Below are 16,291 nucleotides of genomic sequence, written 5' to 3'. Positions count from 1 at the left end.
TTATTTACCCTTTAACCATGGTAGTAGTTTTCAGGGACACGAACTAAATCACGCTTTACTAATTCTTCGGCGTTTTGAACAGTGTTCCAAGCAGCACCCTTTAACAAGTTATCCGCTACCACCCACATGTTAAAGCATCCAGGATTTTCTTGGTCTGCACGAATACGACCAACGAAAGTTGAACGCTTGCCTTCTGCGGTAATTGGTTGTGGATATACTTGATGATCTGGGTCATCTTGTAGAACTGCACCATCAAATTGATTGATAACGCGTTGAATATCTTCCTTAGTAGCTGACTTGTCTTCTACTTCGAAGTATACGGATTCACCATGAGAGATGGCAACTGGGACACGAACACAGGTAGCGTTAACCTTGATGCCGGTAGCATCCATGTCGTTTAGCATAATCTTCTTAGTTTCATGAACCATCTTCCATTCTTCATGGGTAGAACCATCTTCTTCAAAGACGTCAATTTGTGGTAATAAGTTAAATGCTAAAGGATAGTGCTTCTTGTCACCCTTAGTAGGCAAAATATCAGCGCTCATTTCTTTACCATCTAGGTAATCTTGAGCTTGACCATAAAATTCATTTAATGCTGATTGTCCAGCACCTGAAGCGGCTTGGTAAGTGGATACAACAATTTGGCTTAAACCAAACTTTTCAAAGACAGGTTGTAAGGCAACCACCATTTGAATGGTTGAACAGTTAGGGTTGGCGATAATCCCGCGATGGTTAGCTAATTGATCAACGTTTACTTCTGGAACAACTAGTGGGACATCTGGGTCCATACGGTATGCACTGGTGTTATCGATACATACTGCACCACGCTTTACAGCTTCTGGTAAGAACTTCTTAGAAGTTGAACCACCAGCTGAAGCTAACACGATATCAACTCCTTCAAATGAATCCGGAGTAGTTTCTTCTACTTCGATTTCTTCACCCTTGAATTCAATCTTAGTTCCGGCTGAATGGTTTGAGGCAAGTAATTTCAAATTCTTAACTGGGACGGTGGAGTCCTCTAGTTGTCTTACCATTCTCCTACCAACTGCACCTGTTGCTCCTAAAATCGCTACGTTATACTCTCTCATTTTTACAAACCTCACTTTTTATCTATTTTGAATAGACACCTGTCTTTTATATACATACACTTTATTATTAATATACTTTATTTTTCAGATTTGTCAATTCATTTTTCTAATAATTGGATAAATTTATTTAGTCGATCGAGACCGGCTGTTAGTTTTTTCTCACTAGCTGCGAAGGAAATTCTGATGTAGCCTTCCCCACTCTTACCAAACATGCGACCTGGGATTACTCCTAAGTCGACCTTTTCTGCTAAATCTAAACCAAATTGATAGTCATCTTTACCATAGCTATCATCAATTTTGATGAAGCAGTAAAAAGTAGATGTTGGCATGACGTAGTCGACACCCATTTCATCTAGTCTGTTTGATACTAGGTCTCGACGTTTTTGATAAATTGCCTTAGCTTCATAGGCGTCTTCTTGACCGTTCGTCATGGCTTCTAGTGCTGCGTCTTGAACGTTATCGGCAACACAGGTCACCATGTATGCGTTAATCATTTTGATTCGTTGCATAATTTCGATTGGACCACATATGTATCCAAAACGCCATCCGGTCATTGCATGTGATTTTGATAAACCATTGATGTATAGCACTTGATCTGGAATTTCTCGTGCTAATGAGTAATGGTCGTGGTCAAAAGTCAATTCACCATAAATTTCATCTGAAAGAACCCAGATCGGTGATTTTGCGATGACTTGTCCTAACTGTTTAATCTCTTCTTCGGTGTAAGATACACCGGTTGGATTGTTAGGATCGTTAATTACTAATGCAACAACGCCTTGATGTTGTTTTATGGCATCTTCAAGCAATTTTGGTGTTAATTTAAAGCCAGTTTGACTGGTATCGACATCAACTACGTGGCCTCCCAAAATTTCAATGATTGGTCCATATAATGAAAAGATTGGGGTTGGAATGATGACTTCATCCCCGGGGTTCACGATTGCTTGTAGTGCTGAATAAATTGATTGCGTCGCACCATTAGTAACCACGACTTCTTCGGCGTCGTATTGAAGGTGCCAACGAGTAGATAAGTAATTGGTAATTGCTTGTCTTAATTCGACCTTCCCAGCTTGAGCTGAGTAATGTGAATCGTTGTCGTTAATTCCTTGAATCGCAGCTTGCTTGATATGTTCAGGGGTATCTAAATCAGGTTCCCCTAAAGTTAACTTGAGCAAGTCTTTATTTTGCGAAATCGTGTCGTCGAAGTGACGAATTTTAGATGGTGCGATTCCGTTTAGACGATGGTTATAAGTTCTCAAAAGCTGTGGATTATTTCTTGGCATACAATCACTTCCTACAAAATATTTTCTAAACCATCGACTAGACCGTGTAGTTCAGGAAGCTTTTCTAGTGCTACCCATACTCCTTGCATGAATGATTCACGATCGAATGAATCTTGTCGAATGGTTAATGCTTCACCGGGACCACCGAATAATACTTGTTCGTGGGCCACGTAACCTGGCAAACGAACGGCATGAACGGGAACGCCCTTGTAGTACATCCCTCTGGCTGGTTCGTCTTCTTGGTTGATGTTTTCACCTTGTTTGGTTTCACTCATCATGTCTACTGTATGAATTGCAGTCCCCGATGGTGAATCAGTCTTGTCTTCATGGTGCATTTCGATTACTTCTACGTCTGAGAAGTACTTAGCAGCTTGTTGTGCGAATTGCATTAGTAGCACTGCTGATAACCCAAAGTTAGCAGCGATTAGACCGTTAACATTTTCGCGGTCAGCTAAGCTGATTAGTTCTTGTTTTTGGTCCTCGGATAATCCACTAGTACCGACGATTGGTGAAATGTGGTGATGAATTGCGTATTTGATATTGTCAAAGACAATATTTGGTTGAGTGAAATCAATCCAGACATCGTAGTCACCTTCGATAGCATCTAAACTATTAAAGACATTAACGTCGTCAGATAGGTTGTAATCACTTGGGTTCACATCTGTTTTACTAGTTAGAATCCCTGTGATGTCATAAACTTCTTTGTCCGCTAGTAAGTGGACCACCTTTTGGCCCATTGATCCGGTCGCTCCTGCAAGAAAAATATTCATTAGTTTCTCATCTCCAAACCTAAGTCATGTAGTAATGCGTCTTCTGGTAGTTGCAAGTGACGTGCTAAGTTTCTGCGTTCTTCGTCGTCCAATGGCAAGATTGGTAGACGGCATCCCCCAACCGCAAAGCCTTGTGCGTTTAACACGGCCTTAACTGGTGATGGTGATGGATACATGAATAATGAATTCATACGTGGGGTTAGCCATCTTTGTAGTTCACCGGCATGCCGGTAATCACCAGATTCTAGTGCTTCATACATTTCACGCATTTGAGCGCCATAGATGTGAGCAGCTACTGAGATGATTCCATCAGCTCCAATCGCCTTGGCGAATAGTGATTGAGCATCTTCACCGCTGTAAACGTGGAAACCATCTTCAGTATGGTCTACCAAGTATTCTAGGTCTTCCATTGATGTACATTGCTTTAAACCGATGATGTTTTGATGGTGTGATAGTTCAACCACAGTGTCGTTTGCCATGGTTACACCAGTTCGTCCTGGAATGTTGTAGATGTAGATTGGAAGCGTTGCTTGATCAGCAACTGCGGTAAAGTGAGCAATCATTGAACGTTGATCCGGCTTGTTGTAGTATGGTACGACTACTAACAAGGCATCGATTCCATCAATGGTTTGTACCTGACGGTTAAACTCAATGGTCGCTTCTGTGTTGTTACTACCAGTTCCGGCAATCACGTAGGCGCTATCGCCAACCATGGCACCAAAGTGGGTGTATAGTTCAATCTTTTCTTCTGTGGTTAGTGTTGGTGTTTCTCCTGTAGTTCCACCAATCACAAATCCACGACTGCCATTTTCTAGACAGTGTTGAGTGACTCTTTCTAATGCATCGTAATCAATGTTGCCATTGCCATCAAACGGTGTGATGATGGCGGTCATAATATCAATATTTTGTGTCATTTTAATCGTCTTCTCTCATTTCGAATTCTAAAAATGAACTGATTGCGTTAATTCCCTTTTCAATGCAGCTTTCATCTGGATTGAATGTATCGGTGTGAAGTGCCGATGTGTTACCAACACCCAGCCAAAACATGGTTCCATCAAAATGGTGAAGAATGTATCCGAAGTCTTCTCCAGTCATTGCGGTCATTGTGATTGTGAAATCCACATCTGGATTTGCTTGCATAAAGTTCATAAAACGGTCGGTCAACTTTTGGTTATTGTTAACTGGGTAGTAACCACCTTGGTTGATATCAACCTTAACCTGGCAGTTGAACCCAACTTCAATTCCCTTACATATTTCAATAATTCTGGTCTTAACAGTTTGAATCATTTCTTGGTTCAAACCACGAATAGTTCCTTTGATATCTACCCTACCGGCAATTACGTTTCTAATCGTTCCACCATTGATTTGACCAAAGGTTAATACTGCTCCTTGGATTGGATCAACGTTTCTTGAAACAATGGTTTGTAATTGGGTAATTAGCATTGCTGAGGCCACCACCATGTCGTTTGCTTGGTGTGGGTAAGCAGCGTGGCCACTCTTACCAATCAATGTAATATCGACCTCACTGGTTCCAGCAAATAATGTTGGGTAGCAACAACCGATGGTTCCGGCTGGTAGTTCTGGTGTGTCGTGTAATCCGTAGAATTCGTCGACATTCCAGTCATCTGAAAACAAGTTACTATCAACAGCAGCCTTCGCTCCACTTTCACTTTCTTCGGCTGGTTGGAAGAAAAAAATCAAGTCATCAATTGGTTGGTGTTGCACAAAGTGTTCCAACAATCCGATTGCAACCGTCATGTGGATATCATGTCCACATGCGTGCATCACCGATTCGTGCTTTGATGAAAATTCTAAACCAGTCTTTTCACTAACCGGTAGGGCATCCATATCGCAACGGTACCCAATGGTTTTACTTGAGTTACTTCCTTTAACCTTTACCAAGATTGCAGTTGGTAATTGTTCAGGCGTAAAAACTTCCATATTATCTGTAGCAAATTCGTCGATTAATTCTAATAGGTATTGATGGGTTTGACTTTCGTGCATCGCCAATTCTGGGATTTGATGCAAATGACGTCTCACCGCGATTAAATCTAAGGTCATATCATCACAACTTTCTTAGTGCGTCTTCTAATTGAGTCTTTCCTTTTGTTTGATCATCAATATCTTTAATTTTACGGGCCGGGTTTCCAGCTACTAATGTGTTTGGTTCAACGTCATGTAAAACGATTGATCCGGCAGCAACAACTGCACCTTCACCAACGTGAACACCTTCGATAACAACAGCGTTAGCACCGATTAATACGTTGTCGTCGATGCGAACTGGAGTTGCTGAAGCTGGTTCAATCACACCCGCTAGTACTGCACCTGCACCGATGTGACTGTGCTTACCAACGATGGCACGACCACCCATGACAACTCCCATATCAATCATGGTGTCTTCACCGATTTCACAACCGATGTTGATAACAGCCCCCATCATGATAACGGCACGGTCACCAATTTTAACTTGGTCTCTGATAGTAGCACCTGGTTCGATACGAGCATTAACGTTTTTAATGTCTAATAATGGAACAGCTGAGTTTCTAGCATCGTTTTCCAATTCGTATTCAGTTACTAAGTCTGACTTTAGGATTGGTTCGATGTCTTTCCAGTCTCCAAAGACTGTTGCGCTTTGATCATTACCGAATACTTTTACTGATTCTGGGAAGTCAATTTGTGCAATTCTCCCATTAATATATGCCTTAACTGGTGTCTTCTTTTCTGCGTTTTGAATGTAGCTAATAATTTCTTGAGCGTTTAGTTCTGCCATAATAATTAATCTCCTAATTCTAAGGTATTATCTAGTTCATATAAGTTTTCAAATGATTGACGCTTTGTAACTAATTGCGCCTTGCCCTTTTCAACAAAGACAATTGCTGGCTTTAGGTTCAAGTTGTAGTTGGAAGACATTGAATATCCATAAGCCCCTGTGTCTAAGACAGCAACAACGTCACCGGCCTTTAGACTTGGAACTGATGCGTTCTTGATTAAAACGTCTCCTGATTCGCAATACTTACCAACCAAGCGAACCTCTTCAACAGGTTCTGCACGAGGACTGTTTGCTAATACTACTTCGTATTCAGCGTCGTATAACATTGGTCTGATGTTATCACCCATTCCACCGTCAACTGCAACGTATGGCTTGATGCCATCAACTCTCTTTTGTGATCCAACGGTGTAAAGGGTTAGCCCTGCTGAACCAACAATGCTTCGACCTGGTTCAATCCAGATAGCTGGAATTTGTAGATTGAACTCGCTAGCTTGTTCCTTGATGGTGTTGATAATACTTTCAACAAATTTTTCTGGCGCTAAGTAACCATCGGTTGAAACATATTTGATTCCAAATCCACCACCTAAGTCCAAGACTTCAGTTGTAAAGCCATATTCAATTTTGAACTTGTTGGCTAGTTGCATCATCTTAACAGCCAATGCGTTGAATCCGTCTGGAGATGAAATTTGTGAACCGATATGAGCATGAAAACCTAATACGTGAACTCGTAGGTTCTTATGTAGTAGTTCAAACCCTTCTTCAACCTGACCAGACACAAGATCAAAACCAAACTTGCTATCAACCTGACCGGTTCGAATAAATTCATGAGTATGAGCTGTAATGCCTGGTGTAATTCTCATGATGACGTTGGTAGTTGTGTCTAATTCTTCAACTACTTGATTGATTAGGTCAATTTCATGGAAGTTATCTACCATGATGACGCCAACGTGATTTTGAATTGCTAGTCTTAATTCTTCTAAAGACTTGTTGTTACCGTGGAAACTCATCTTTGCAGCTGGAAAACCAGCGTGTAGTGCAACTGCGATTTCTCCTCCGGAAACAACATCGATATGTCCGCCCTCTTGGTTCACCAATTGATACATCGCTGTATTGGCGAACGCCTTGCTGGCGTATGAGATTTCGTAATCAATATCGTTTTGTTCAAAAATCTTATTGAACTGATGAAATTGATTGCGAATAGATGAAACGTTGTAAACCATCAATGGTGTACCAAATTGATGAGCAAGTTCAATTGCATCGCAACCATCTATCTGCAAATGTCCATCTGCATTAATGTCATTATCTGTAATTTGATTTGTCATAATAAACAGCCTCTCTAATCGAATGATTTTTAGGTCGTTTTAAACTCGACAGATTGAAAACAAAAAAGGTTCTTTTGGATGAGTGGGCACACTATCCAAAAGAACCTTTAAAATTTTTACTAATCAATTTCTAATTTTTAGGATTCAATTGTCGAAAGCGCTCCACAAGACATATTTTCTTGTGACAGTCCGTGCATTCTTAACACACGTCCCAGCAAATGATCTCTGCAAAAAATCATTAACTTCGGCAAGTTCACCTTTCAATAAAGCTCTTAGTCATTGCAGTGACTGACTTTATCTACTATTCTCGCTTGCGACCTCTTCGATTAATGTTAACTATATTCTAATAGTTGGATTACGTCAAGGAATTTTTTTAATAAAATTTTTTAAAGTTTTTTTATTACTATATGAGCAACTTGAATTTCGTTTATTTTTTAAAATGATAACTTGTCTAATTATTTTTTAATGTTAAAATACAAATCAATAATTCAAGATTGCGAGTTGATTTACATGTCAAAGTTAGTAAAATTTGGCGGAAGTTCGCTAGCTAATAGCGAACAATACGCCAAGGTTATAAACATCATTTCAGAAGATGACCAACGTAAAGTCATTGTCGTTTCCGCTCCAGGTAAACGCTTCAGTGATGATGTCAAAATCACAGATTTATTAATTCAATACGCAACCCAAGTAATCGATAAGAAAGATTATCAAACTACACTCGATGAAATCATTGATCGTTATGCAGAAATCGCCAACGCATACAACGTTGACGAAGATGAATTTAACGGAATTAAGGACACATTCACTAATCTAGCCACAAACGATTACAAAAATGACGAATACCTAATGGCCGCTTTCAAGGCTAATGGTGAACGAATGAATGCTAAGTTAATGGCTGCCGTATTAAACAGTCGTGGTATGACAGCTCGTTTCGTCGATCCAAAGGAAGCTGGAATCGTCTTAGACAACATTAATCCGAATGCCGCCAACCTACTCGATGAGACCTATACCAATTTGGAAAACTTCGAATGTTCTGACGATGAAAAATTAGTTTTCCCTGGGTTCTTCGGATACACAAAGCAAGGAAATATCGCTACATTTGCTCGTGGTGGTTCAGACATCACAGGTTCAATTGTTGCTACTGGTTTACATATCGATACATATGAAAACTTTACAGATGTTAGCTCAATTTATGCGATTAACCCACACCTAGTTGATAACCCTTATCCGATTACTAAGATGAGTTATCGTGAAATGCGTGAACTTGCCTATGCTGGCTTCTCAGTCTTTAATGATGAAGCAATCATCCCTGCCATCAACGGCCACGTGACAATTAACGTTAAGAACACCAACCGTCCAGAAGATAAAGGAACATTGATTGTTCCAGAAGACGAAGTAAAGCACTCACACGTCATCACCGGGATCTCAGCCGATGACCGTTTCTCAGCTTTATACCTTCACTCATACCTATTGAACAAACAAATTGGTGCCACATTGACCATTCTTTCAATCTTCAAGAAATACGGAATTTCTTATGAACACATGCCATCAGGTATCGATGACTTGACCATCATCTTTGATAGAAATCAAGCACCTGACGAAACTATTCATGCACTATGTAAGGAAATTTCAGATGCTATTCATCCAGACAAACTGGAATGGATTCACAACTACGCATTGATTATGGTTGTCGGTGAAAACATGGCGGTATCAGTTGGATCAATAAGCCAAATCATCAAGCCGTTAGCTGAAAAGAAAATTCCAATTAACATGATTAACCAAGGTGCTTCGAAGATTTCGATTATGATTGGAATCGACCAAGAATACACAGATGAGGCTGTTGTAAGCATCTACAACCAATTCTTCAAGGAGGATTAATATTATGACAAAGTTACATTATGTACACGGTTCAGAGAACCATTTCTTCTTATTGGATGTTGATGAACTAAGAGATTCATTAGATGATACTCAATTAAGTCATCTTGCCCAAAAGTTAGCACAAAGCGACGTTCTACCTTATTCAGACGGATTACTAGTCGTTGATCACTCATATCAAGCTGAATGTATCGGTCAAATGAAGGTCTTTAACTCTGACGGAAGTGTTGCTTCTATGTGTGGTAACGGTCTTCGTTGCGTTGGTCGTTATTTGGCAGAAAAGTACAATCAAACAGATTTTAAGGTACAAACCATGCAAGCCAATTTAAATGTCCAGGTCTTTGCCAACATTGCAAAGGGCGTTTCATGGGTCGGAGTTCAAATCGCACCAGTTAAATTTGCACCATCAGATTTACCCTATACCAATTTAGATTTTGACCAAATTATTAACGAAAAAATTCCAGTATTTAGTGACCATCTAAAGTTCACTTCAATGGCCGTTCCTAATCCACATTTGATTAGTTTTGTTGAAGATGACGCTGCTTTAGAAGAACCCCTATTTAACTTAGGTACCCGTCTAAATCAACCTAATGACTACTATCCTGACGGAGTAAACGTTAACTTTGCCAAGATTTTAGGCAAGAACAAGATCTTCGTTAGAACATTCGAACGTGGTGTTGGTTTTACCAACGCCTGTGGTACTGGAATGTCTGCTACGTCAATGGCATTTGCCATGAACTATCCTGAATTAGTCGACGTCAACGAACCAATCGATGTCTTTAACCCCGGTGGTAAGGTACAAACTAAGGTACACGTAAAACTAGACAATCGTTGGATTCAACTAATGGGAAATGCGACATTTGTTGGCTACATCGAAGCCGAAGAAGTCGATTTATTATCAGAACCAGTTGAAAATAACTTAGTAGAATCCGGTGAAGAAGCTGATTACCTAACTTTCATCGATACAATTAAGCAATAAAAAAGACTAGCTGATGCTAGTCTTTTTTATTCTTTAAAATACAGGTGCTCGTGTAGTTCACACTTGGGATTAAATTTAGCGAAGCAATATGGACACACCTTTTCTTGGTACTGTTCATAGTTTAATTTGTGTTTACAGCGGCCACACATCACCGGAGTGGTGTCCTTGGTAGTAATTGGTACGAAGTCGTGATCAACGACTAAATTGTGGCATTGATAACACGCAAAGTATTGGTGACACTGACCACATTCCATGGCCGCTACATCGTTTGGCTGATGATAGTGAATACAGCGACTGTCACTATCTAATTGAATTCCATAAATCATCGAATCATCCCGATTTCTTTTATTGATTGTTTTCACTTGTCTTCTTTAGTAGGTATTGCTCGTATAAATGATTATTCTTACTCAAGAAATTAATCTCGGTGGTCTTATTAATCCTAATGGTCGTGTTACAGTTCTCATGCTCGTTTAAATCAGCGAGATACTCGGATTCGTTGAGGGTCATGACGTTGTCCGTCAATAGGACAATTTTGCCGTGCTCGACGTATTCACCCTCTAATGCACAAACACTAATCACCTTTTCGGCCTCAAAGCAGTTAAATAAGACCTGTTGAATCGTGTTAGCGTTAAACGTATCCCACTGGTTCATTAAATGATAAGGATCGTATAAATCATTTTCCATATTCTGTTCTATATAAGAATTAAGCATGTCGGTATATGCCGTTTCATACCTAATTTCTAAAATATCACTTTTTAAAAATGCTGTCACTGTGTCCAATGCACCATTCAAATCGATGGTCTTAACAACAACAAAATCACCTAAGTCCTTTAAAAAATAACCTAATGAAAAGCTGTCTAACTCGTATCCATCCCTGGATTTGAAGTACCATTCAGCTAATCGGCTATCTCCGATATATTGATCGTTTGTGACTATGTCCATGGCGACACCTTCTTTTTATCATTTACGATACTATACTCCATAATTTTTCTTTTGTCGCTCATCTGATACAATTAATATTATCAATTTAAGGAAGTGCTCAAATGAATCGCAAACAGTTTTTTATCATCCTGTCAGTGGCTCTAGTTTCCTTTCTAGGAACCGTTGACATGAGTATCGTAAATACCGCTTTACCGCAGATATCTAAAGACTTACATATTCCAATGAACCAAGCAGAATGGATATCTTCGGCCTACTTAATTCTAATCTGCATGTCTTTAATTTTATTCGGTAAACTTGGGGATCAAATAAGCAAGGCGAAAATATTTCAACTTGGAACTTTAATCTTTACCATCAGTTCACTAATCTGTGGAATCTCACAAGATTTAGTCGTTTTATTAATCGCCCGTTGTCTTCAAGGACTAGGTGCTTCAATGACGATGGCTACCAATTTAGGTATCATTACCGAATCAGTACCATTTAGTCTCCGTGGTCGTGCTTTAGGAATTAACACCACTATCGGTCAACTTGGCTACATTGCCGGTCCTGCCGTTGCTGGAATTATTTTATCTATCGCCAATTGGAACTGGATATTCCTATTCAATGTGCCAATCGGCATCTTCGCATATGTCTTTGGTGAATTTGTTTACCAAAAGCAATCAACTCAAACAAAGCAATCTATTCATATCGATTGGCCAGGTTTCATTATTTTGGCCGTCTTAATCGGTTTATTCTTTATTGGTGTATTTACTGGTCAACAAATTGGATTCGCTAATACCAGCGTTATTTTGGCATTTATCGCCAGTCTAGTTCTACTGATCGCCTTTATCGTAGTAGAACGTCGCGTCGACGACCCAATTCTAGCATTGAGCCTATTTAAGAATCCTGGTTTTTCAATCAGTATTATTGCCTTGATGTTCATGTACATCATTATCTACTTCAACAACGTCTTGCTTCCATTCTACATTCAAGACACTTTGAAGTTCTCACCATCCCACACCGGTCTATTAATGAGTGTCCTACCGGTGGTAAACGTCTTTACAGCTTACTTGGGTGGTGTGCTATGCGATAAGTACGGTGCTGTCATTATGTCATTACGTGCTTCACTTATTTTCGTGGCAGCAGAAGTCATCTTTGCCATCATGCAACCTAACTGGACACTAATGGTCATGCTATTAGGTTTTGTGGTCTTCTCGACTGCCAACGGTTTATTCCAAAACAACCCAATGGTGATGGAAAACGCAACCAAGGATCAGCAAGGCATTGCCGGTTCAATATTAGCGCTAAGTCGAAACATTGGCTTTACACTTGGTCTATCCTTCTCGACATCAATTCTATACGGTGCAATGAGCTTTAAGAACGGTAAGAAAATCACCACTTATCCATTTGGCAACGATTCCTTATTCGTCTATGGAATGCACTTCACCTACTGGGTGGCTGCCATCATCATGTTAATCGTTACTATTATGTTAATTTGGCTATTAAAACACAATCAAAACAAATACGCATAATAAAAAAGCTAGTGAGTAAATTATCACTAGCTTTTTTATTTAGAATTAACCTAAGAAATGTCTTAGACGTCCCATCTTTTCAATTAAGATTTCACGAACTTCTTGGTCATCAATACGAACTAAATCGTTTGCTAACTTAGCGTGTTCTTTTTCTTCTTCGTTAGTGGGTCCAGCCTTAATGTTGAATGCGTCTTCGATGGCCTGGATATCTTCTTTAACGCCCTTCCATGCAGCATTCTTTTCGATTAGTGAATCTAGGGCATCTGAGCTGTAGTACTTCAGGACATGGGCAAAGTCATGCTTCATGTTTGGATAGTATTGCTTCAATGCTCTGATTTCATCATCAGTTAATTGACTTAACACACGACCTGTACCTAATACTTCTGGTGGCACCCCAACTGAGTATAGTGATCCAGTGAAAGTAATGGCTCTTGGCATCTTGTATCCATCAACATCTCTAGAGTATCCGATGATACCAACGTGTTGGTGTCTATCACGACGCTTAGGGAATGAATCAAAAACTGATTGTAAGTCGTTGATTAGTGGATCTAGTGTTTCGTGGTATTGTTTTGCAGCCTTATCGGCAACAGATAGTAATGTCTTTTGGTCATCGTCATTGATGATTCTAAAGGCGTTGTGTTGTAATCCATCGCGTAACTTAGCTACGGCTGGTTTAACAACAGTTTCTAAGTCGAAGTCGTATCTGAATGCTGATTGGATGGTAGCAGTCTTTAGACCCGGGAATTCTTCTAAGTATCTGTCGACCATTAATGGAGATAGTCCTCCTCTAAAGATGGCACTACCAGTACCAGCGATTGGGTAAACATCGATACCGGTCTCGTTTTCAAATTCACCTAACTTAGTTAAGGCTAACTTGTTACCAATGATACTGTTTAAGAAACCATTTGATAAAGCTGAATCTGATCCAGCTAAGAACACACGAAGGTATGTTAAGTCTTCACCAAATTCTTCTTTATAAATTTCAACGTACTTCTTCAAAATATCTGGAGCGTTAAATTGAGCTTCAAAACTTTCGAATAATGGAATCATTCTTAAGCGGTCGCTGTTTTCATGACCATTTTCAAATTCCTCTGATTTAAAGTGAGCTAATCTTGAGAACTTTTCTTCCATGTTAACCAATTGTTCAGCGGTTCTAGCCATTGGCAAGATTGCTTCAAACAATGGACGGTCTTTGAAACCTAAGTCTTGAGCAAAATCTTCAGCTAATAAGATAGTAGTCATAGCTTGCATTAAGCTGTAACCAGTTTCTTCCCAGATGTTTGGCAAACGGAAAGTTAAGAACTTGTCGTTACCAAGTGGATGTTTACTGAAGTAATCGTAATGTTCAGAATACAAACGATCAATTACGGAAGAATCAGCATGTTTTCCTTCCCAATCCCACATGTATTCGTCTGCGTCTAATGTGGAGTAGTTTTGATACGCTTCGTTAATTTCATTGAATGCGGACACGAACTTGTCGTTATCGTTCTTAAAAAACGGAACGTTAGCGTTGTCCGGGTGTTGAGTCCCCATGATGTTTGGAATTCTTCTGTCCATGTTAATTACCCCTTTATTTCATAAAAATTTGTAATCGTTTTAGTGCTTCTAAAATAACTTCTTTAGATGAAGCATATGACAATCTGATGTACCCTTCTCCACCAGGTCCAAATGCGCTACCTGGAATAACACCAATTTTAGCTTTTTTGGCTAGTTCTAGTGCAAAGTTTTCATCGTCTTTACCATATTGAGCTGGAATCTTAGCAAACATGTAAAATGCTCCCTTTGGTTCTGGCACTGAGAAACCTAGTTCGGTCAAACCTTTGTATAGGATATCTCGTCTTTCTTGGTAAATTTTGGCCATTTCAACCGGATCATTTTCACCGTTGATCAATGCTTCAGTCGCCGCAACCTGGGCAGAATTTGTAACTGATGTAACTACGAACGCGTGAACCATTCCAACCTTCTTAATGAATTCAGCTGGTCCACAAATGTATCCAACTCGATAACCTGTCATCGCGTGTGATTTTGATAAACCACTTAGATAAATTGTTTGTTCAGGTAACATGTTGGCAATTGAGTAATGTTTTACTCCATATGTTAGGTCGCTATAAATTTCATCTGATAAAACATACATTGGATGTTGTTTAATTACTTCTGCAAGTCCGGCTAAGTCTTCTTTTGAATATTCAACTCCGGTCGGATTACTTGGATAGTTCAATAATAAGGCCTTCACTGAGTCACCATGTTCGTCTAGGATGGCCTTTAATTTTTCTGGTTTTAAGATGAAGTCGTCTTCAGATACATCGACCTTAATAACTTCTCCACCTAGGATTTCAATAATTGGGAAGTATAAAGCAAAAGTCGGCGTTGGAACAATTACCTTATCTCCCTTGTTAATAATTGTTTGGAATGTTGAGTATAAGGCTTCTGTGGCACCAACTGTCACAATCACTTCACTATCAGCATCATATTTTAAACCGTATTTATTAGATAAATGATTGGAGATTGCATCTCGCAATTCTTTTTTACCTGTTTGATCAGCATAATGGGAATCGTTATTTTTAATGCTATCGATTCCTGCTTGTTTAACGTGTTCTGGAGTATCCAAATCTGGTTCTCCAATGGTCAATTTAATTAAACCATCAATGGAAGAAATCTTTTTATCAAAGCTTCTAATTCCTGATGGAGCTAATGCATTCAATCGTTGGTTATGTTTACCAACAAGTGATGATGATAAGTTGGGCATGACAATTCCTCCTAAATATGCAAAAAAAGACCAATTGATTGTATTTAATCAATTAGTCCAATTTTCAATGAGCATCATATTGTTAAATACTATAATATAACTTCATTAAAATTACAATACAATTTTTAATCATTTTCTAATTCTATAGATCGTATAAGATATTGATATATCAACATTTTCAATAAATATTTTCTTAGCCATTGAAAAAATAATTGTTCGGTAGTACCTTAAAAATGAAGGGTTTACTTTACAAAAAAAGTGAATTATAATTATTACTAGTTAATAACCATTATAAACTAGAAAGGGCCTTCAATATGAAAAAGCAAACTTTAGCACAACGTATTAATATCATACGTGCCGGTGTCATGGGTTCTAACGACGGAATCCTATCGGTTGCCGGTATCGTTATTGGTGTTGCAGGTGCCACTAGCAACACCTTCTCAATTTTCATTTCAGGGATTGCCGGTATGATTGCCGGAACCGTTTCAATGGCCATGGGTGAATATGTATCGGTCAATTCCGAAAGTGATTCTCAAAAAAATGCGGTCGAAAGACAAAAGGACGCATTAAAAAATAACTACGAGACCGAATTTAACATTGTCAAAGAAAAATACATCAGCAGTGGTATTTCTGATGAACTAGCTACAAAAGCCACTACTGAAATGATGAACAAGGACGCACTAGTGACTACCGTTCGTGAAAAATACGGTTTTAACGTCAACCAATTCACCAGTCCTTATGCTGCCGCAATCGCATCGATGATTTCATTTCCAACCGGTTCAATCTTGCCACTGGTGGCCATCTCATTATTCCCTGCAAAAATTAAGATTATCGCAACTTTCATTGCGGTCCTAATCGCACTATCACTTACCGGATATTCTGCTGCCATGTTGAGTAACGCTAACCGTTTTAAATCAACAATTAGAAACGTTGCATCAGGTATGTTAACTATGCTAGTAACCTATCTAATTGGTTTACTAGTCGGAAGTCTAGCCTAGGGGAGGAATAACA

Annotated in this window: 15 protein-coding genes and 1 riboswitch; of the genes, 5 read left to right on the top strand and 10 right to left on the bottom strand. The window is 39.2% G+C overall.

The features are described 5' to 3' along the window. Nucleotides 1-11: 11 nt before the first annotated feature. From K5Q07_RS01765 to lysA, 7 genes are all read right to left on the bottom strand, one after another. Nucleotides 12-1,088 carry an aspartate-semialdehyde dehydrogenase gene (locus K5Q07_RS01765; protein WP_220729319.1) on the bottom strand — a complete coding sequence of 359 codons (1,077 nt, stop codon included), beginning with the start codon at nt 1,086-1,088 and terminating at the stop codon, nt 12-14. Nucleotides 1,089-1,186: 98 nt separating this feature from the next. Further along, entirely contained in the window at nt 1,187-2,368 is a 1,182-nt protein-coding gene (locus K5Q07_RS01760; protein WP_220729318.1) for an aminotransferase class I/II-fold pyridoxal phosphate-dependent enzyme, read from the bottom strand. Nucleotides 2,369-2,379: 11 nt separating this feature from the next. Then, complete coding sequence (gene dapB / locus K5Q07_RS01755) at nt 2,380-3,138, bottom strand: 4-hydroxy-tetrahydrodipicolinate reductase (protein ID WP_220729317.1); 759 nt, start codon at nt 3,136-3,138, stop codon at nt 2,380-2,382. Further along, a complete protein-coding gene (dapA, locus tag K5Q07_RS01750; RefSeq protein WP_220729316.1) occupies nt 3,138-4,052 on the bottom strand; it encodes a 4-hydroxy-tetrahydrodipicolinate synthase in 915 nt (304 codons plus the stop codon). Before dapA ends, dapB begins: the two co-directional genes overlap by 1 nt. Nucleotide 4,053: 1 nt before the next feature. Beyond that, complete coding sequence (locus tag K5Q07_RS01745; protein WP_220729315.1) at nt 4,054-5,199, bottom strand: N-acetyldiaminopimelate deacetylase; 1,146 nt, start codon at nt 5,197-5,199, stop codon at nt 4,054-4,056. A 4-nt stretch (nt 5,200-5,203) separates the two neighbouring features. Further along, nucleotides 5,204-5,908 (bottom strand): 2,3,4,5-tetrahydropyridine-2,6-dicarboxylate N-acetyltransferase, encoded by a 705-nt coding sequence (gene dapD, locus K5Q07_RS01740; protein WP_054606880.1) that lies wholly within the window; start codon nt 5,906-5,908, stop codon nt 5,204-5,206. Between the two features lie 5 nt (nt 5,909-5,913). Beyond that, nucleotides 5,914-7,230 (bottom strand): diaminopimelate decarboxylase, encoded by a 1,317-nt coding sequence (gene lysA / locus K5Q07_RS01735; RefSeq protein WP_220729314.1) that lies wholly within the window; start codon nt 7,228-7,230, stop codon nt 5,914-5,916. A gap of 146 nt (nt 7,231-7,376) precedes the next feature. Then, nucleotides 7,377-7,561, bottom strand: a riboswitch (Lysine riboswitch). A gap of 179 nt (nt 7,562-7,740) precedes the next feature. On the opposite strand from lysA, the gene K5Q07_RS01730 reads away from it, so the two are divergent. The 3 genes from K5Q07_RS01730 (at nt 7,741) to K5Q07_RS01720 (ending at nt 10,436) form a co-directional block, all read left to right on the top strand. Beyond that, nucleotides 7,741-9,108: an aspartate kinase gene (locus K5Q07_RS01730; protein WP_220729313.1), complete on the top strand. Its 1,368-nt coding sequence runs from the start codon at nt 7,741-7,743 to the stop codon at nt 9,106-9,108. 4 nt (nt 9,109-9,112) lie between these two features. Then, a complete protein-coding gene (dapF, locus tag K5Q07_RS01725; protein WP_220729312.1) occupies nt 9,113-10,084 on the top strand; it encodes a diaminopimelate epimerase in 972 nt (323 codons plus the stop codon). 175 nt (nt 10,085-10,259) lie between these two features. Further along, entirely contained in the window at nt 10,260-10,436 is a 177-nt protein-coding gene (locus K5Q07_RS01720) for a hypothetical protein (protein ID WP_220729311.1), read from the top strand. Here K5Q07_RS01720 and K5Q07_RS01715 read toward each other — a convergent pair. Further along, nucleotides 10,430-11,026: a hypothetical protein gene (locus K5Q07_RS01715; RefSeq protein ID WP_220729310.1), complete on the bottom strand. Its 597-nt coding sequence runs from the start codon at nt 11,024-11,026 to the stop codon at nt 10,430-10,432. The genes K5Q07_RS01720 and K5Q07_RS01715 overlap by 7 nt on opposite strands. A 101-nt stretch (nt 11,027-11,127) precedes the next feature. On the opposite strand from K5Q07_RS01715, the gene K5Q07_RS01710 reads away from it, so the two are divergent. Continuing rightward, nucleotides 11,128-12,534, top strand: coding sequence for an MFS transporter (locus K5Q07_RS01710; protein ID WP_220729309.1), 1,407 nt, complete (start codon nt 11,128-11,130; stop codon nt 12,532-12,534). Between the two features lie 45 nt (nt 12,535-12,579). On the opposite strand, the gene ppcA is transcribed toward K5Q07_RS01710, so the two are convergent. Continuing rightward, nucleotides 12,580-14,091, bottom strand: coding sequence for a phosphoenolpyruvate carboxylase (gene ppcA, locus K5Q07_RS01705; RefSeq protein WP_220729308.1), 1,512 nt, complete (start codon nt 14,089-14,091; stop codon nt 12,580-12,582). A gap of 13 nt (nt 14,092-14,104) precedes the next feature. Next, entirely contained in the window at nt 14,105-15,280 is a 1,176-nt protein-coding gene (locus K5Q07_RS01700) for an aminotransferase class I/II-fold pyridoxal phosphate-dependent enzyme (RefSeq protein WP_220729307.1), read from the bottom strand. A 314-nt stretch (nt 15,281-15,594) separates the two neighbouring features. Between K5Q07_RS01700 and K5Q07_RS01695 the strand changes: the two genes are divergently transcribed. Further along, complete coding sequence (locus K5Q07_RS01695; RefSeq protein ID WP_220729306.1) at nt 15,595-16,278, top strand: VIT1/CCC1 transporter family protein; 684 nt, start codon at nt 15,595-15,597, stop codon at nt 16,276-16,278. Nucleotides 16,279-16,291 lie beyond the last annotated feature (13 nt).

It is taken from the genome of Apilactobacillus zhangqiuensis, assembly GCF_019656215.1.
GTDB classification, from domain to species: Bacteria; Bacillota; Bacilli; order Lactobacillales; family Lactobacillaceae; genus Apilactobacillus; species Apilactobacillus zhangqiuensis.
Note: the sequence above shows the minus strand (reverse complement) of the source record. Positions and strands in the feature narration are given on the sequence as shown.

Coding starts and splice junctions, on each gene's coding strand:
- K5Q07_RS01760 (WP_220729318.1), bottom strand. CDS start 2,368: ATGCCAAGAAATAATCCACAGCTTTTGAGAACTTATAACCATCGTCTA.
- dapD (WP_054606880.1), bottom strand. CDS start 5,908: ATGGCAGAACTAAACGCTCAAGAAATTATTAGCTACATTCAAAACGCA.
- K5Q07_RS01700 (WP_220729307.1), bottom strand. CDS start 15,280: ATGCCCAACTTATCATCATCACTTGTTGGTAAACATAACCAACGATTG.
- K5Q07_RS01695 (WP_220729306.1), top strand. CDS start 15,595: ATGAAAAAGCAAACTTTAGCACAACGTATTAATATCATACGTGCCGGT.
- ppcA (WP_220729308.1), bottom strand. CDS start 14,091: ATGGACAGAAGAATTCCAAACATCATGGGGACTCAACACCCGGACAAC.
- K5Q07_RS01745 (WP_220729315.1), bottom strand. CDS start 5,199: ATGACCTTAGATTTAATCGCGGTGAGACGTCATTTGCATCAAATCCCA.
- dapB (WP_220729317.1), bottom strand. CDS start 3,138: ATGAATATTTTTCTTGCAGGAGCGACCGGATCAATGGGCCAAAAGGTG.
- dapF (WP_220729312.1), top strand. CDS start 9,113: ATGACAAAGTTACATTATGTACACGGTTCAGAGAACCATTTCTTCTTA.
- K5Q07_RS01730 (WP_220729313.1), top strand. CDS start 7,741: ATGTCAAAGTTAGTAAAATTTGGCGGAAGTTCGCTAGCTAATAGCGAA.
- K5Q07_RS01715 (WP_220729310.1), bottom strand. CDS start 11,026: ATGGACATAGTCACAAACGATCAATATATCGGAGATAGCCGATTAGCT.
- K5Q07_RS01765 (WP_220729319.1), bottom strand. CDS start 1,088: ATGAGAGAGTATAACGTAGCGATTTTAGGAGCAACAGGTGCAGTTGGT.
- lysA (WP_220729314.1), bottom strand. CDS start 7,230: ATGACAAATCAAATTACAGATAATGACATTAATGCAGATGGACATTTG.
- K5Q07_RS01710 (WP_220729309.1), top strand. CDS start 11,128: ATGAATCGCAAACAGTTTTTTATCATCCTGTCAGTGGCTCTAGTTTCC.
- dapA (WP_220729316.1), bottom strand. CDS start 4,052: ATGACACAAAATATTGATATTATGACCGCCATCATCACACCGTTTGAT.